The sequence below is a fragment of the Magnetococcus sp. PR-3 genome, from assembly GCF_036689865.1.
Lineage (GTDB): Bacteria > Pseudomonadota > Magnetococcia > Magnetococcales > Magnetococcaceae > Magnetococcus.
Window position 1 is genome coordinate 19,439 of record NZ_JBAHUQ010000022.1, and the last position, 15,696, is coordinate 35,134.

Sequence of the window (15,696 nt, forward strand, 5' to 3'; positions counted from 1 at the left end):
TCAACGTTCTAAAGGTTGTGGCGGAGTTTGCCATGCATGCCAGGGAAAATGCAACCCTAACCACTGAAACCCCCTAGGAATAAGGGGGCTTTACCCAGAAATGTCGCCTTGCCATGGTTCGCATCGTAACCAAGGAAGATATTCATCAGATCTATTGTGGCTTAGTTGTCGGCCTGTTCCGGCTCTAAGGCTTCCAAGGTTTTGTGCAGTGCTTTTTCAATGCGCTGGCAACGGTTATGGTTAAGTCTTAGACCAAACAGATCTTTAAGATAAAAGACATCAATGGCTTTTTCACCATAGGTTGCAATCTTACAGGTGTTGATTTGGGCACCCTCTTCAGCGAGGGTACGGGTCACGGCATGCAGCAGACCAAAACGGTTACGGGTGGTGATCTCCATAATGGTGTAGATCTCCGAAGCGTGATGATCCCAGCTTACCGAGGTGGGGACTTCAAAATGATCATCTTTACGGATTTTAAGCTTGTGGGTTGGTTCCAGACTTGCGGCCATGCTGCCACTGAGTATTTTAGCTAAGGTCACTTTAACCTTTTCTTGCTTCTCAGGGTCTGTCACTGGCTGCCCTTGCCAGTCCTGAATCACAAAGATATCCAGGGCCATACCATCTTTGGTGGTGTTGCCGTTGGCCGAGAGAATACCAATAGATTCCACCGCGAGAGCACCAGAAATACGTTCAATCAGACCAGGGTGATCCTGGCAGTAAATGAGCATGTCTGTTGTATCTGAAGCTGGGTTGGTTCGGAAGCAGACCGCCAGCGGATCATTAAGTTTGCCATGTAAACTGCGGAAATGATCGGCAACTGCACCGGGTTCAAAGCCCACAAAATAGTCATCATAAAAACGATCCAAGTAGGCTTGGACCTCATCTTCTGTGTAATCTTCGCACAACATGTCACTGGTTGCTTCACGCTGTTCTTGGGCCAGTTCGGCCATATCTTCCGGTTTAAACAGACCGCGAACAATCACTTGTGACGTCACACCATATAGGCGACGCAACAGAGAGGCTTTCCACTCATTCCAAACATTGGGGCCGACGGCACGAATATCCGAAACCGTTAACAGTAACAGCATATCCATATTTTCCAACCCACCCATCTGGCGGGCAAATTGGAAGACGGTTTCAGGGTCGTTGACATCACGCCGGAAGGCGGTATGGGAGAAGATGAGATGGTTACGAACCAGCCATGCCACCTGTTCGGTCTCTTGACGGTCCAAGCCTAGGCGTGGGCACACTTCGCGGGCAATAATGGCCCCTTTGATCTCATGGTTACCGCCACGCCCTTTAGCAATATCATGAAAGAGCACAGCCACCAGTAAAACCAATGGGTTGCGCACTCGATTGATCAGCTCAGTCGCCAGTGGAAGTTCGTTGGTGAGCTTGCCTGCACGGATGGCACGCAGGGCTTCCACAGCCAAAATGGAGTGTTCATCCACGGTATACACATGAAAGAGATCGTGTTGTGTTTGGCCAATAATCCGCCCAAATTCTGGAATAAAACGGCCCAGCAAACCGCAGTTGTTCATCCGGCGTAGCGCCCAGGCTACCCCTCTATTGGCGGTTAAGATTTTACGGAAGGATTCGATCACCTTCTCGTTGTGCCTAAAGTTACGGTCTGCCAAGGCTAAGTTGCCGGTGATCTGACGAAGCGCGTTGGGATGGATGCTCTTATCATACCGCTGCGCCGTTTCAAACAGTGTCATCAGCCGGGATGGATCTTCCTCAAAGGCGTTGGGGCAGCTCACCGTGAGCATGTCCCCATCCAGCACAAAGCAGTCTTCCAGCGGTACTGATTGAAGTTCAGTATCTTTATGTTCTTCCGCATATTGGTGAAGAAAGACTTGGCAGAGATTATGAATCTGCTTGGCCGTTTGGTAGTAGCGGCGCATGAACTGCTCAACGCCCAACATGCCTTCACGATCTTTATAGCTAAAATCTTGAGCAATGGTGACCTGGTGACCAAAAGTCAAACGGTCATCCCGTCGGTCTGCTGTGTAGTGCAGAGCGTTACGAATACGCCAAAGAAACTCCCGAGCTCGGGTGAAGGTGTTGTACTCCTCCTCGGTAATTAACTGTTGAGGAATGAGATCTTTAACACGCTGAACCTTATAGCGATATTTGGCGGCCCAGAAGAGGGTGTGGATGTCTCTTAAACCGCCTGGGTTCTCTTTAATATTAGGTTCTAAATAGAACAAGGAGTTGCCAAAGCGTTCATGGCGTTTGGTCTGCTCTTCCAGTTTTTCTTTAAGAAAACCGGCAGGATCAGAAAGTACACGGTCCTGAAACTGATCTCGAAAAGTCTTAAAAAGTTTGCGGTTCCCGGCTAAAAAGCGGGATTCCAGCATGCTGGTGCGGTTTTCGATCTCTTCATTAGCCTGCGCCATGCATTCATCTAAGGTGCGAACTGCTTGGCCAACATCCAAACCCAGATCCCAAAGGAAGTAGAGAACCTTCTCAATTTTGCCGGTAATGTCAGCTTTGGCACCATCCGGAATAATAAATAAAAGGTCAATATCGGAGTAGGGGGCCAGTTCCCCCCGGCCATAACCCCCCGTGGCGACCATGGCATACCGCTCTTCTGGACTCTCCTGAAACGTCGAGGCTTCATGTTCACTCAATTGATCAGAGATCCCATGAATGAGCGCGTGCAGGCGGTTGAGCAGTAGATCCACCACAAAGGTGTGTCCTTTAACAATGCGCCGTCCCGAGGCCCCACTTTCATGTTCGAGACGTAGGGCCTCCCGGCCCATTTGCAGGGCATTCTTAAAGAGTTGAACAAGCTCTTGCCGTCCTTTTGTTTCTAGGATATTGGCACCATGTCGTCGCAGAGAATCTGCAATGGCGGCGTCCAATTCAGCAATATTGACCAGAGGGCGTTTGGCATCTCGATGCATGATAAAGCCATTAATGAAGGTAATGCGCTGCTGCCCTGTAATGGGTGCTTGAAGCGCTGGTAGGTAACGTGTACATTCCTATAGCTTAAGTCCAAATGCCTCCGTCGCCAAGGATGCACCGTTTATTGCATACACTTTTGGTGTCGGAAAGGCTGGATATTGGCAGGGTTACGCCACTATGGTTTCAGTGACGTACAAACCCTATCTATAGAGTAGACCCTTGTACCTGAGGTTCCACGGTAATGTTGAGTAAACTTTTGGGGCTTTTCTCCACCGATATGGCCATTGACCTTGGCACAGCCAACACTTTGGTCTATGTGCGAGGAAAAGGCATCGTACTTTCTGAACCTTCGGTGGTGGCTATCCATGAAAGCCCACGGAATGGTCGTAAAGTCTTGGCGGTGGGTAATGAAGCCAAACGTATGTTGGGCCGTACCCCCGGTAATATTGTGGCCACCCGTCCCATGCGCGATGGGGTGATCGCTGACTTTACGGTGACGGAGGCGATGCTGAAGCATTTTATTCGCCGGGTTCATAAGCGCCGCTTTTTTCATTCTCCACGCATTATTGTCTGCGTGCCCAACGGTGCGACACCTGTGGAGCGTAAAGCCATTCGGGAATCTGCTGAGACAGCGGGTGCCCGAGAGGTGTTCTTGATTGAAGAACCCATGGCTGCGGCCATTGGGGCCGGGTTGCCGGTTACCGATGCCTCAGGATCCATGGTGGTAGATATTGGTGGCGGAACCAGTGAAGTTGCCATTATATCCCTGGCTGGCATCGTTTTTTCTCGTTCCATTCGTGTGGGTGGGGATAAAATGGATGAGGCCATTATGGCCCACGTCCGGCGTAAATACTCCCTGCTGATCGGCGAGAGCACGGCGGAAATGATTAAAATTCAGGTTGGCTCGGCCTATCCTCAGGAAGAACGTATTGAGGTAGAGGTTAAGGGGCGTGACTTGATTAATGGTGTGCCTAAGCATCAGATCATCTCTGATCCTGAAATTCTTGAAGCCCTGCAAGAGCCCATCAATGCCATAACCGAAGGGGTGCGTACTGCCCTGGAACGTTGCCCGCCTGAGTTGGCGGCGGATATCGTGGATCGGGGTATTGTCCTCACCGGTGGCGGTGGCTTGCTGCGTGGGCTCGATCGTCTGCTCTCAGAAGAGACGGGTTTACCTGTCATTGTGGCCGAAGATCCACTCTCCTGTGTGGTGATGGGATCCGGTAAAGCGTTGGATGAACTGGATGCCATGTCTGACATCCTTACTGACCAGTAAAAACTTGGTAGGATGAAATGCTGCCCTTGTGGAGCTTCATACGTCTGCACCGACAAAGATTAACGGCCGCAACCTTTCTGTTGCTGGCCGTTTTTCTATTATTTGTACTCCGGGCAGACTCGCCAGGTATGCAGACCTTTAAGGGGAGTGTTGCTAACCTGATGGGGGGGGTGCAACGTTTGTTGCTCTCCCCTGTCGAGGCTACCCGTGCAGCGAATCAACGGTTGCAGGAGCTAGGGCGGCTTGATGAGGAGAACAGACGCCTGAAGCGGCAGGTCTCTAACCTGGGGCCCATGCGTTTGCAGCTGGATGAGACCCTTAAGGAGAACAGGCGTCTGCGGCAGATTTTGCGTATGCCGGTTGAGCCTTCTTATACCTATACCGTGGCCCGTGTGGTCGGGGATAGCTCTTCTGCCTTTTCCCGTGTTCTGCTGGTCAACGCCGGTGCTGAGGAAAAAGTACGACCGGATACCCCTGCTGTAAGTCCTGCGGGTGTGGTGGGTCGTGTGGTGGCCGTTGGGACCCGGCGCAGTACTGTGTTGACCCTTCAGGATATCAACTCCCGTGTGCCGGTCCAGGTCCAGCGCTCCCGTTTACGGGCGGTGGTGGCGGGGCGTAATGATCAAACCCTGGATCTTCGTTTTGTGGTCAAAGGGGGGGATATTCATGTGGGTGATCTACTCATTACCTCTGGTACGGGGGGGGTGTTTCCCAGGGGTATTGGCGTTGCCCGTGTGACCGCATTAAATCTTAATGTCGATGGTCTGTTTATCCAGGCAAAAGCCCGTTCTTTGGTTGATTTGGATCGCTTAGAAGAGCTGCGTTTAATGCTTCCTGTGGTAGAAACCGTACCACTACGGGAGCGGGATGAGGCTACGATAACCGATTCCACCGATTTGCGGCCCCTGGGTCTGATGCCTGAAGCATCACCATCGCCATGACCTTAGCGGGTACCTTACTGGCACCTTGGTTGCCCTTTTTAAGTCTGTTGCTGGCGGTGGCGGTGCAGGAGGTTGCGCTGCCCTATGAGGCATGGTCGGTTTGGCGCCCAGATCTGTTGTTGGTTGCCCTGTTTTACTGGCGACTCTACCGCCCGGACCGCTGTGGGCCAGGTTCTGCCTTTAGTGCAGGTTTGACGGTTGATGTGCTCAGTGGGGGACCGCTGGGTATGAATGCACTGAGTAAAACACTCATTACCCTGTTGATTCGTCGGTTTGGTCGTCGGTTGCGGGCGACGGATGCCATCTTTCTATTGCCCATTTTGGCGCTATTGTCCATGCTGGATCAGTTCATTCAGCTTGGCTTGTCTACCTTGTTGCAAGGGTGGGGCGTGCGCTGGCCGCTTCTGTTTGGCCGTATTGCAGCCACAGCTTTGATCGCCCCTTTAATCGTGGCCCTGCTGATCCATATTCACCGTATCTGGTTGGGAGAAACCCCCCGTGCTGGAAGATGAGTACGAACGCTTCCGAATCGATGCCCGTAAACGGGTATTGCTGCTGGGTGGGCTGCAAGGTGGGCTGTTTTTACTGCTTGCTGGGCGGCTCTTTCAGCTACAGGTGCTGAAAGGGGGCGATTATAAAGATCTGGCAGAAGATAACCGGATTAGCTGGAACCCTATCCCGGCCCCCAGGGGGCGTATTTTAGACCGCTTTGGTCAGGTGATGGTGGACAATGTTCCAGACTACCGTCTGTTAATTGTTCCCGAGCGGGCAGGGCCCCTTATGCCACTGGTGGCCCGTCTGCGTAAGTTGGTGGATCTGACCGATGATGAGGTGGAAGGGTTACTTAAACAGGTTAAGCGTCAGCGCTCTTTTCTCCCTGTTCAGGTTAAAGACAATCTAAAATGGGAAGAGGTGAGCCGGCTTGAGGCTAGGCAGCACGCCTTCCCAGGTATGATGATACAGGCGCAAAGTCGGCGGAACTACCCCCATGGTAATAGTGCAGCCCACTTGCTTGGGTACTTGGGGGAGGTTGTCGGGCGGGATCGAGAACGATTTAGCCGGGTAGCTTTCCGATCAGGTGATCTGGTGGGTAAAACGGGCATGGAACGTGCCTTCGAAAAAAAATTGCGGGGGGATGAAGGCATCTCCGAAATTGAGGTTAATGCCGTTGGGCGTCAGGTGCGGCAGCTGCGGGCCAGCCAGCCAAAGACTGGTGAAGATCTGGTCCTTACCATTGATATGGCCTTGCAGCAGGATGCCGAAAAGGCCTTGGGGAATCGTGCCGGTGCGGTGGTGGTGATGGATCCCCGCAGTGGTGAGATCTTGGCCTTGGTTAGTTCTCCGTCCTATAATCCCAATCAATTCATTCAAGGTTTTACCAGTAACGCCTGGAATACCCTGATTAATGATCCCAAGCGTCCTCTCTCCAACAAAGTTCTGCAAGGTCAATATCCGCCTGGCTCAACCTTCAAGATGGTTGTGGCCCTTTCAGCTTTAGGGGAAGGGGTTATCACCCCGACCCAAAAGCTCCATTGTCCAGGGTATTGGTCGTACAAAGGTCATCGGTTCCACTGTTGGCACCGGGGGGGGCATGGCTGGGTAGACCTGAACAAGGCCATGTCTCAATCCTGTGATGTCTATTTTTATCGTATTGCCGATAAATTGGGTATTGACCAGATTCATGCGATGGCGGGTCGTTTTGGTTTTGGTCAGACAACGGGGATTGAGCTGGGCGGTGAGAGCCGAGGGCTTAACCCATCCCGTAACTGGAAACGCATGCGTCATCGGAAAATATGGTTTCCCGGTGAGACATTGATTACCGCCATTGGTCAGGGGTATCTCTCCGCCACACCACTACAGTTGGTCAATATGACAGCAACCATCGCCAACGGGGGGACACTTTACCAGCCTTCTTTGGTGCGCCCTCGTGGTGGTTACGAGCCCCGAGTGCTCAATCATGCCCGGCTGGATCCTGAACATCTTCAGTTGGTGCAAAAATCGATGGAGTATGTCTACTACGGTCGCTCAGGCACGGCCCGCAATGCCAAACCAGAAACGGTCAGAGCTGCCGGCAAAACGGGTACCTCACAGGTGGTACGGCATCGACGTAAAACCGAGGGAGGCAAGCCGATTCCTGAAGAGCAAGAACGGTTTAAGGACCATGCGCTGTTTGTCAGTTATGCCCCCTCAACAGACCCAGAGTTGGCTATTGCGGTGATTGTTGAACATGGTGGACATGGGGGTAGTACTGCCGCACCGGTTGCTCAGGCGATTATTGATGCACACTTTACCCGTCGACAACTGCGTTGGGAACGCCGAGCGGTATGAACAGCGATAAACGACAAAAACGAAAAGGTATTTTAACGCCTTCATCGCAACGTTTAACCATGGAAGAGCGGGTTTATCGCTTTCCCTGGGGCCTGTTTTTGGCGGTTCTTGCCATTTTAGGTATTGGGTTAGGGGTTCTGTATTCAGCTACGGGTGGGGACAGTAATATTCTCATCAAGCAGGGGGTACGGATTGTCGCCATGCTGATGCTGTTTTTTATGTTGGCCTTGGCGGGAGAAAAAGTTTTTCGGCACAACGCCTATTTAATCTACCTCTTGGTGTTATTACTATTGGTGGCGGTATTTGCCATGGGCCATATCGGTATGGGGGCTCGGCGGTGGATTGATCTGGGGATTATGCGCTTGCAGCCTTCAGAGCTGATGAAGGTGGCTCTGGCGATTGCTCTGGCGCGTTGGTTTCATGATCGAAATGTGGCCAAAGGTATTGGCTTAAAAGATCTGATCGGCCCCGCTTTTTTGATCGGCCTGCCCATGGTTTTAATCTTAAAGCAGCCAGATCTGGGTACGGCCATTGCGGTAGCGGCCATTGGGATTACCGTCGTGTTTGTGGCTGGATTGTCATGGAAAATTCTTCTTGGTGGTTTTGTTATGCTTGGTGCCGCCATGCCCTTGGTATGGAATAGTTTGCATGACTATCAGCGGCGCCGGGTTGAGACGCTCCTCTCCCCAGAGAGTGATCCATTGGGGGCTGGTTATCACATTATTCAGTCTAAAATTGCAGTGGGATCTGGTGGTGTGTTGGGAAAAGGGTATCTTTCTGGCAGTCAGAACCTGTTGAATTTTCTACCTGAACGGCATACCGATTTTATTTTTTCAGTGCTTGCTGAAGAGTGGGGCTTTGTTGGTGCCATTGTTCTGCTTGGGCTTTATGCCATTGTCGTTGCACGTGGTTTGTTTATCTGTATGACAGCGCGAAACCGCTTTGGAATGCTATTAGCTGTTGGCCTGTTAACCATGTTAGGACTGCAAGTTGTCATTAACATTGGCATGGTTGTCGGCATTCTGCCTGTGGTGGGGATACCCCTTCCTCTGGTAAGCTACGGCGGTAGCTCACTATTAACAACAATGGTGGCCATGGGGCTGTTGGCCCATGTGAGTATCCATTCAAAATCCATGAGCCGGACTGTGTAGCCGGGAGTGAATAATGAAATTATCGCAATTGGCCAGTCAGTTGCAGCTGACTTTGCATGGCGAAGATGTTGAGATTACAACCGTTTCTCCGGTGGAGTCCGCATCATCAGGTGCGCTCTCGTTTGTGTTAGAACCGGGCTATCTTGAAAAAATGGGCTCAGCCTCCGCTTTGATCATCAGTCAAAAAGTTGCAGAGACAGGGCAGGTCAAGCGACCACATTTAGTGAGTTCAGCACCGGCACTGGATGCGGGGCGAGCTGGTCTTTTGCTGGGTATGTCTGGGTTTGGTGCAAACCACCATGGCATTCACCCAAGTGCGGTTGTCAGCTCTAAAGCCACGGTGGGGCAACGGGTTAGTATTGGCCCCCATGTTGTGGTGGAAGATGATGTGATCCTAGATGATGATGTGGTTTTGCATCCGGGGGTGGTGATCCATCAACGCTGTGAAGTTGGGGCAGGTACCATCATCCATAGTGGTACCGTTGTGGGCTCCGATGGCTTTGGCTATGAATTTGTCCAGGGTCAGCACCAGCGTATTCCACACTTTGGTAATGTCGTCATTGAAGAAGGGGTGGAAATTGGTGCCAATACCACCATTGACCGTGCCCGCTTTGGTGAAACACGTATCGGTGCCGGAACCCGTATCGATAACCAGGTTCAAATTGGACATAATGTTCAAATTGGCAAGAGCTGCATTATTGTTTCTCAGGTGGGTATTGCGGGATCGTGTATCATTGGTGATTATGCCATTCTTGCTGGTCAAGCGGGCTTGGCGCCCCATGTTGAGGTGGGCTCGGGGGCGCGCATTGGTGCCAGTACAGGGCTGGCCTCCGGTAAAGTGCCTGAGGGTGAAACCTGGACCGGTTGGTGGGGGCAGCCGCACAGGGAAAATATGCTGCAGATTAGTACTTTAAAGAAACTTCCTGCCTTTATGAAGCAGGTGAAGGCATTTATGAAAAAGATGGAGAATACCCCATGAACATGACCAGCCATGTGCAAAACCGCTATGCCGCAGGTGCCCAGGCCGTTGAGCCAGAGCTGTGCTGCCCGGTGGACTATGATCAAGATCTTTTGAAACTGTTGCCTAAAGAGATTGTTGATCGGGATTATGGATGTGGGGATCCCTCCCGCTATGTCAAAGCGGGTGATACCGTTTTGGATTTAGGCTCTGGTGGCGGTAAAATCTGCTACATGGCAGCTCAATTGGTGGGAGAGGGCGGGCGTGTGATCGGTGTGGATATGACCGATGATATGCTGGCTTTAGCCCGCCAGTTTCAGTCTGAGATGGCCGAGAAGTTGGGTGAGGATCGGGTTGCGTTCCATAAGGGGCAAATTCAGGATTTGGCGTTGAGTTTGGATGCGGTCTCGGCCTATTTAGCTGAACACCCCGTGCAGAGCGTGGAGCAGATGCAAGCCTTTGAGGCTTGGAAGCAGGCTCAGCGCTCAGAAAGCCCAATGATTCCATCCAACTCTGTGGATCTGGTGGTTTCCAACTGCGTGCTGAACTTGGTGGATGATGCCCATAAGCAGCAGTTAATGTCAGAAATTTTTAGAGTTCTTAAGCCTGGAGGCCGAGCAGCAATCTCCGATATTGTCAGTGATGCACCCATTCCTGATGCAATGAAAAATGATCCTGAACTCTGGTCTGGTTGTATTTCTGGTGCTTTTGAAGAGGCAGGGTTTGGGGATGCTTTCCGTGCGGCTGGCTTTGTGGGGGTTGCTTACGATAAGTGGGATGAAAAACCGTGGCGGGTAGAGGGGGGCATTGAGTTCCGCTCTGTCACCATCGTAGCTCATAAGCCGCCCGTGGTTGATCCATCCGATCAAGGCCATGCTGTTATTTATAAAGGCCCCTTTACCCATGTCACCGATGAGTGGGAAAATATCTACCCCTGTGGGCAACGTATTGCGGTCAATAAGCAGACCTATGAGCTGCTGGGGCGTGAGCCTTATGTCGAACATTTTATTCGCATGGCACCGGCACGGAGTATGTTGCCAACACCCTTTACCCAAGGTCCCGGTACCATCCGTCCTGTTGAGATGATTCGAGGTGGCTCCAGCAGCAGTGGTGGAAGCTGCACCCCTGGTGGGGGCTGCTGTTGAGATTAAATTTGGCACTGATGGCCCGTGTACCCCAGCTTGGTAAGGTTAAAACCAGGCTGGCGGCTACACTGGGTGATCAGACCGCATTGCATGCCCACTGTACGTTATTGAAACATGTGGCCAAACAGCTTCATGCTTGGCCCGGCTCATTGACCTTATGGGCAACCCCTTCCGCTGAACATCCCCTGTTTGAACAACTATTCCCTACGGCTCAACGATCTCTTCAGCCCCAGGGGGATTTGGGTGAGCGTCTGATGCATGCGGTGGATAGCGGCTTGCAACAAGCTGATGGTGTCGTGTTGTTAGGGGCGGATGCCGCTTCTGTTACACCGGCATTGTTGCTACAGGCCGCCCAAGCATTGCTTACCCATGATGTTGTGATGGCCCCTGCTGAGGATGGGGGCTATATTCTGCTGGGGGTTAAACAGTGTGTGCCCAGCCTGTTTCAGCAGATTACCTGGGGTGGGGAGGCTGTGGCTCAGCAAACCCGACAGGCTATTGTTAAGCAGGGGCTGACGCTGTGGGAAAGTGAACCGCAGTGGGATGTGGATACCCCCGAAGATTGGAGCCGTTTTTTACAGAACTTTCAGCCTAACTGAGTACCGGTTTTGGTTGAGTAATAGAGGTGTCTTATTACTGGTATGCCATCTCTGTGTCTCCTATCCCCATTCCATGAGATCTCTCCGGCTTTAGTGTAGGTAGCTTCTCCTTCACAGATCTTATTCTGAGCTAAATGGGGATCCGCTTTTCCTCTCTTTGGTTTTTTCCTGCACGCTTACCACGCAAAAAAATGGTGTTTCAGTAGTCGCGTCAGCCTGTACTTGATCTAGGTCTAATATGGGGCGCTGTTAAGTCGATGGCCTTTATGGTGTATGCCATGCTCCGATAGATCTCTTAATCTAAGTGTACTTTCGCCTACATTTGATCGACAAGCCAACGATTCTGTTTACCTTTTAAAAGTGCCACTATTCGGTCAAATATGGAAAGTCGATAGGTAGAAATATCACTGTTTCGGCATGGCTCGATCACCAAATTTAGTGGGGGGTATTCAATTCCAAAATGGTGCGGGTTTCTACTGTTTCTGCGTGCCAATTAGGCTATGATCGTTCTTTCTTCATGCACAGTTTGATATCTTTTATGGTTGAACGTGACGGATCTTGCTTTGAATCGATGGATTACCCAAAAACGTGCCCAGCTCGATGAGCTGGTCAATGCTGCTATGGACCGCTCCGTTCGTCTGGCTGTTACCGGCTTAAGCCAGAGCGGCAAGACGGTCTTTATCAATGCGTTGACCCATCAAATCTTACACGGCTTTCATGGGGCTGGTGCAGCTCACTTGGATGTGCTCACCCAAGGTCGCTTTAAAGGTTCTATCACACTGCCCACCGGCCCGGGGGATGCCCCTCGTTTTCCCTATGAAGACCAAATTCAACAGTTAACCGCCGACCAGCCTTTATGGCCCCGTGCCACGGATGGTTTGAGCGAAGTGCGTCTGGCCATCCGTTATCAGCCCTCAGGTATGTTCAAACGTCGCCTGAATAAAGATGCTGTTTTGCAGCTGGATCTGGTGGACTACCCTGGCGAGTGGCTTTTGGATTTGCCTCTTTTGGAGCAGAGCTTTGAACAGTGGTCTGCACAGATCCACAGGCTATGTCTGGATGAACCACGTCTGACATTGGCCAAGGCGTGGCTACAGATGCTTGGGGAACTTGACCCGCATCATTCAGCGGATACCAACACCCTGGCACAGTTACACCATGCTTACCGGGATTTTCTTGTTCGTGGTAAATCCCGCGAGGGTGGCTTAAGTCTTTTACAGCCCGGTGGCTTTCTGGTTCCTGGTAAATGGCGCGATGCGCCTTGGATGCTCTTTTGCCCTTTGCCTGCGAAATTTCAGGGAACAGCCTTGTGGCAGGCGATGGAAGCCCATTATGAAGCGTATAAAGTCCATATGGTGGTGGGCTTTCAGCAGGAACATTTCGCCCGTTTTGACCGGCAAATCGTGCTGGTTGACCTGCTAGAGGCGCTAAGTCGGGGTCCTTCCCGTTTTTCAGATATGCAACAGGCCCTGTTATCCATTTTAGATACCTTTCAATATGGAAGGTCCGGTCCTCTGGGGCGTATGTTAAACCCCAGCATTGATAAATTGCTTTTTGCGGCGACCAAAGTGGATCAAGTCGCTGCAGATCAGCATGAAAACCTGGCCCGTTTGATTGGTAAAATGGTGGCAAGACCAGCCAATGAAGCCGCTTTTCTTGGTGTCGATATTAAAACCATCGCCCTCTCATCCGTTGTCTGTACACGTACGGTGATGCGGGAACATGAGGGATGTCAGTTGGCCTTTGTTCAAGGTCGGCTAAAAGATCAGGCACGGGACGTGCTTCTTTATCCTGGTGCCGTACCCACCTCCATCCCTACGGCAGATGATTGGCCCGGGGATCGATTCCAGTTTATGGCGTTTGAACCGCCACGCCTTGGTGGTGTACAAGGGGGCGTTTTGCCCCATATGCGGTTGGATCAAACACTGCAATTCCTTGTGGGGGACAAGTTCTCATAATGGCTACAGATACCTGGGCAAGACCCGTGATGGTGGAGTTATCCGAGCAGGAAGCGGAAGCTCTAAAACAAGACACGTCTGCTGTGCAGAGCCCTTCAATGGCGCAAACAACACCGGAGACCAATACGGTCAAAACGGAAGCGTCCATGCCTGCCCACGCAGCGCAACCTGCTGAACCTCAGACAACCCCGCAGGAAGAGAGCAGTTGGCACTCCAACGTGGTGCAAAATGTGGTGCAGGGGAGTTGGGATGATACCTTGCCAGAACGCATGCGCGAAGCTGCGACCAAACCTGTCGAGATCACCAAAAAGATGATGCAGTATGCCGCTGCAGTTCGGGCACCACGTGGGGGCTTACTCTCCTGGCGCAGTTTTGCCTTGGCCTTATTACTCTTTTTTGCGGCATTGATGGTGGAAAATGCGGTGTTGTTCCTTGATGAACAGTACCAATACTCTATGGTTCTGGGGGTGTTTTTCTCCATCCTGGCTGGGTTGATGGTCACCTCTGTTAGCTGGTGGGCTTTTCGTGAATGGCGGCTCTATGCCAAGCAAAAGGATGTAACCCGTTATCGGGAAAAATCCTTGGATCTCATGCAGCGTAGTAGCTCGGGTGAAGCCCAACCTCTGCTGGATAAAATCTCCCGCCTCTACGCCAACCGCCCTGAAATGCGTTATGGCTTGGTACGGTATCAGGAGACCAGTACAACCTGTTTGACTGATGGTGAAATGCTTACCGCCTACTCACATGAGGCGATGTCAGCACTGGATAGTCAGGCTTGCAGCATTGTGGTACGCCATGCCGCTACCTCTTCCTTAATGACGGCCATTAGCCCCATTGCTATTTTGGATGCTGCGATCTTTATTTGGCGTAATACCAAAATGATGCGTGAAGTGGCCCAGTGTTATGGTTTTCGTCCAGGCTTTGGGGGCACCATGTCGTTGATGAGCTATGTTGCCCAAGGGTTGGTCGGGGCTGGTACCTCTGAGTTGATGGTGGATGGTGCCAGTGATGCCATGGGTGACTCTTTAGCATCGGTTTTTGCCGCACGTGCTGGTCAAGGCTTGTTAGGTGGCGTGTTTACCGCGCGGGTGGGGATCCACACCATGCGTTACTGTCGCCCTATACCATTTGATGCCAAAACCAACCCGACGATGGGCCGGATGCGCAAAGAGCTGGTTTCGGCCGTTAAAGGTGCCTTGAAATCCAAGTCGTAAACCCCGTAAGGTGATCTTTTACATTTCCTGGTTTAAAGGAGCAAATCATGTCTCGAGTCTTTAATTTTAGTGCTGGCCCCGCCGTCTTACCGTTGTCGGTGTTGGAGCAGGCCCAGGCCGAGATGGTAGACTACCAGGGGACCGGTATGTCGGTCATGGAAATGAGCCATCGCTCTCCGGCCTACATGGCCATTATTGAAGAAGCGGAGGCTCTGGTCCGTGAGCTGATGGGGGTGCCTGAGGGCTATAAGGTGCTCTTTCAGCAAGGTGGTGCAACGGGTCAGTTTACGACCATCCCTATGAACTTATTAACAGACCGCAGCCAAAAAGCTGCGTATGTTCATACAGGTGCATGGTCTAAAAAAGCGATCTCTGAAGCGAAAAAACAGTGTGATAATGTCGCTGTTGTTGCCAGCAGTGAGGCCACCAACTTTAATTTCATTCCCAAACAAAGTGATTGGGAAGATATTTCAGATGCGGCCTATTTGCATATCACCAACAACAATACCATCTATGGAACCGAATACCACTGGACCCCAGATGTCGGAGATATACCGCTGATTGGGGATATGTCCTCCAACATTCTCTCTCGTTCGCTGGATGTCTCTAAGTACGGCATTATCTATGCCGGTGCTCAAAAGAATCTAGGCCCTTCTGGGGTGACGTTGGTGATTGTACGGGATGATCTGCTGGGCCGTAACAGCGGGTTGCCTTTGATGCTTGACTACAAAGCGCAAGCTGAAAAAGAGTCCATGCTTAATACTCCACCTACCTATGCCATTTATATTTTGGGCTTGGTACTTAAATGGGTCAAAGCCCAAGGTGGGGTTAAGGGGGTTGAGCAGAACAATGTGGCCAAGGCTGAAATGCTCTACAGTGCGATTGATGATATCGCCTTTTATAACTGCCCAACCGATGTTGCCAGCCGATCACGCATGAATGTGCCCTTTACACTGGCGGATGATGGACTGAACGCAACTTTCCTCAGTGAAGCCAAAGAGGCTGGGTTGGTGACGCTAAAAGGGCACCGTTCAGTGGGTGGCATGCGTGCTTCTATCTATAACGCCATGCCCATGGAGGGTGTTGAGGCTTTGGTTGGCTTTATGGCTGACTTTGCCAAGCGTAACGGTTAAGCCCATGCTCGTTCGTACAGGTGCATAGCTTTTTTTAAGGGGGGAGACGCTGCAGAGGTCTCCCCCTTTGTTGTTTTTTGGAG

Annotated in this window: 12 protein-coding genes; 11 read left to right on the forward strand and 1 reads right to left on the reverse strand. The window is 51.5% G+C overall.

The genetic code is table 11. The annotated features are described in order from the left end of the window. Positions 1 to 161: 161 nt before the first annotated feature. The gene (glnD, locus tag V5T57_RS13240) at positions 162 to 2,909 is read right to left on the reverse strand and encodes a [protein-PII] uridylyltransferase (RefSeq protein ID WP_332891706.1); all 2,748 of its coding nucleotides are present in this window, start codon (positions 2,907 to 2,909) and stop codon (positions 162 to 164) included. Positions 2,910 to 3,151: 242 nt separating this feature from the next. Between glnD and V5T57_RS13245 the strand changes: the two genes are divergently transcribed. The 11 genes from V5T57_RS13245 (at position 3,152) to serC (ending at position 15,613) form a co-directional block, all read left to right on the forward strand. Beyond that, positions 3,152 to 4,186 carry a rod shape-determining protein gene (locus V5T57_RS13245; protein WP_332891707.1) on the forward strand — a complete coding sequence of 345 codons (1,035 nt, stop codon included), beginning with the start codon at positions 3,152 to 3,154 and terminating at the stop codon, positions 4,184 to 4,186. A gap of 17 nt (positions 4,187 to 4,203) precedes the next feature. Next, positions 4,204 to 5,127: a rod shape-determining protein MreC gene (mreC, locus tag V5T57_RS13250; protein WP_332891708.1), complete on the forward strand. Its 924-nt coding sequence runs from the start codon at positions 4,204 to 4,206 to the stop codon at positions 5,125 to 5,127. Further along, on the forward strand, positions 5,124 to 5,639 hold the full coding sequence (gene mreD, locus V5T57_RS13255) for a rod shape-determining protein MreD (RefSeq protein WP_332891709.1): 516 nt from the start codon (positions 5,124 to 5,126) through the stop codon (positions 5,637 to 5,639). The genes mreC and mreD overlap by 4 nt, the downstream gene beginning before the upstream one ends. Then, positions 5,626 to 7,455: a penicillin-binding protein 2 gene (gene mrdA / locus V5T57_RS13260; protein ID WP_332891710.1), complete on the forward strand. Its 1,830-nt coding sequence runs from the start codon at positions 5,626 to 5,628 to the stop codon at positions 7,453 to 7,455. The genes mreD and mrdA overlap by 14 nt, the downstream gene beginning before the upstream one ends. Further along, positions 7,452 to 8,606, forward strand: coding sequence for a rod shape-determining protein RodA (gene rodA, locus V5T57_RS13265; RefSeq protein ID WP_332891711.1), 1,155 nt, complete (start codon positions 7,452 to 7,454; stop codon positions 8,604 to 8,606). Before mrdA ends, rodA begins: the two co-directional genes overlap by 4 nt. 13 nt (positions 8,607 to 8,619) lie before the next feature. Next, entirely contained in the window at positions 8,620 to 9,585 is a 966-nt protein-coding gene (gene lpxD / locus V5T57_RS13270; protein ID WP_332891712.1) for a UDP-3-O-(3-hydroxymyristoyl)glucosamine N-acyltransferase, read from the forward strand. Next, positions 9,582 to 10,709, forward strand: coding sequence for a methyltransferase domain-containing protein (locus V5T57_RS13275; RefSeq protein WP_332891713.1), 1,128 nt, complete (start codon positions 9,582 to 9,584; stop codon positions 10,707 to 10,709). The genes lpxD and V5T57_RS13275 overlap by 4 nt, the downstream gene beginning before the upstream one ends. After that, on the forward strand, positions 10,706 to 11,308 hold the full coding sequence (locus tag V5T57_RS13280) for a TIGR04282 family arsenosugar biosynthesis glycosyltransferase (RefSeq protein WP_332891714.1): 603 nt from the start codon (positions 10,706 to 10,708) through the stop codon (positions 11,306 to 11,308). Before V5T57_RS13275 ends, V5T57_RS13280 begins: the two co-directional genes overlap by 4 nt. A 563-nt stretch (positions 11,309 to 11,871) precedes the next feature. After that, the gene (locus tag V5T57_RS13285; protein WP_332891715.1) at positions 11,872 to 13,266 is read left to right on the forward strand and encodes a YcjX family GTP-binding protein; all 1,395 of its coding nucleotides are present in this window, start codon (positions 11,872 to 11,874) and stop codon (positions 13,264 to 13,266) included. Then, complete coding sequence (locus V5T57_RS13290; RefSeq protein WP_332891716.1) at positions 13,266 to 14,480, forward strand: YcjF family protein; 1,215 nt, start codon at positions 13,266 to 13,268, stop codon at positions 14,478 to 14,480. The genes V5T57_RS13285 and V5T57_RS13290 overlap by 1 nt, the downstream gene beginning before the upstream one ends. Before the next feature lie 47 nt (positions 14,481 to 14,527). After that, positions 14,528 to 15,613, forward strand: coding sequence for a 3-phosphoserine/phosphohydroxythreonine transaminase (gene serC, locus V5T57_RS13295; protein WP_332891717.1), 1,086 nt, complete (start codon positions 14,528 to 14,530; stop codon positions 15,611 to 15,613). The last annotated feature ends 83 nt before the right edge of the window (positions 15,614 to 15,696 follow it).

Bases quoted from the DNA above. Each gene is read 5' to 3' on its own strand.
- V5T57_RS13290 (WP_332891716.1), top strand. From the start codon at position 13,266: ATGGCTACAGATACCTGGGCAAGACCCGTGATGGTGGAGTTATCCGAG.
- mreC (WP_332891708.1), top strand. From the start codon at position 4,204: ATGCTGCCCTTGTGGAGCTTCATACGTCTGCACCGACAAAGATTAACG.
- V5T57_RS13275 (WP_332891713.1), top strand. From the start codon at position 9,582: ATGAACATGACCAGCCATGTGCAAAACCGCTATGCCGCAGGTGCCCAG.
- rodA (WP_332891711.1), top strand. From the start codon at position 7,452: ATGAACAGCGATAAACGACAAAAACGAAAAGGTATTTTAACGCCTTCA.
- mreD (WP_332891709.1), top strand. From the start codon at position 5,124: ATGACCTTAGCGGGTACCTTACTGGCACCTTGGTTGCCCTTTTTAAGT.
- lpxD (WP_332891712.1), top strand. From the start codon at position 8,620: ATGAAATTATCGCAATTGGCCAGTCAGTTGCAGCTGACTTTGCATGGC.
- V5T57_RS13245 (WP_332891707.1), top strand. From the start codon at position 3,152: ATGTTGAGTAAACTTTTGGGGCTTTTCTCCACCGATATGGCCATTGAC.
- serC (WP_332891717.1), top strand. From the start codon at position 14,528: ATGTCTCGAGTCTTTAATTTTAGTGCTGGCCCCGCCGTCTTACCGTTG.
- glnD (WP_332891706.1), bottom strand. From the start codon at position 2,909: ATGCATCGAGATGCCAAACGCCCTCTGGTCAATATTGCTGAATTGGAC.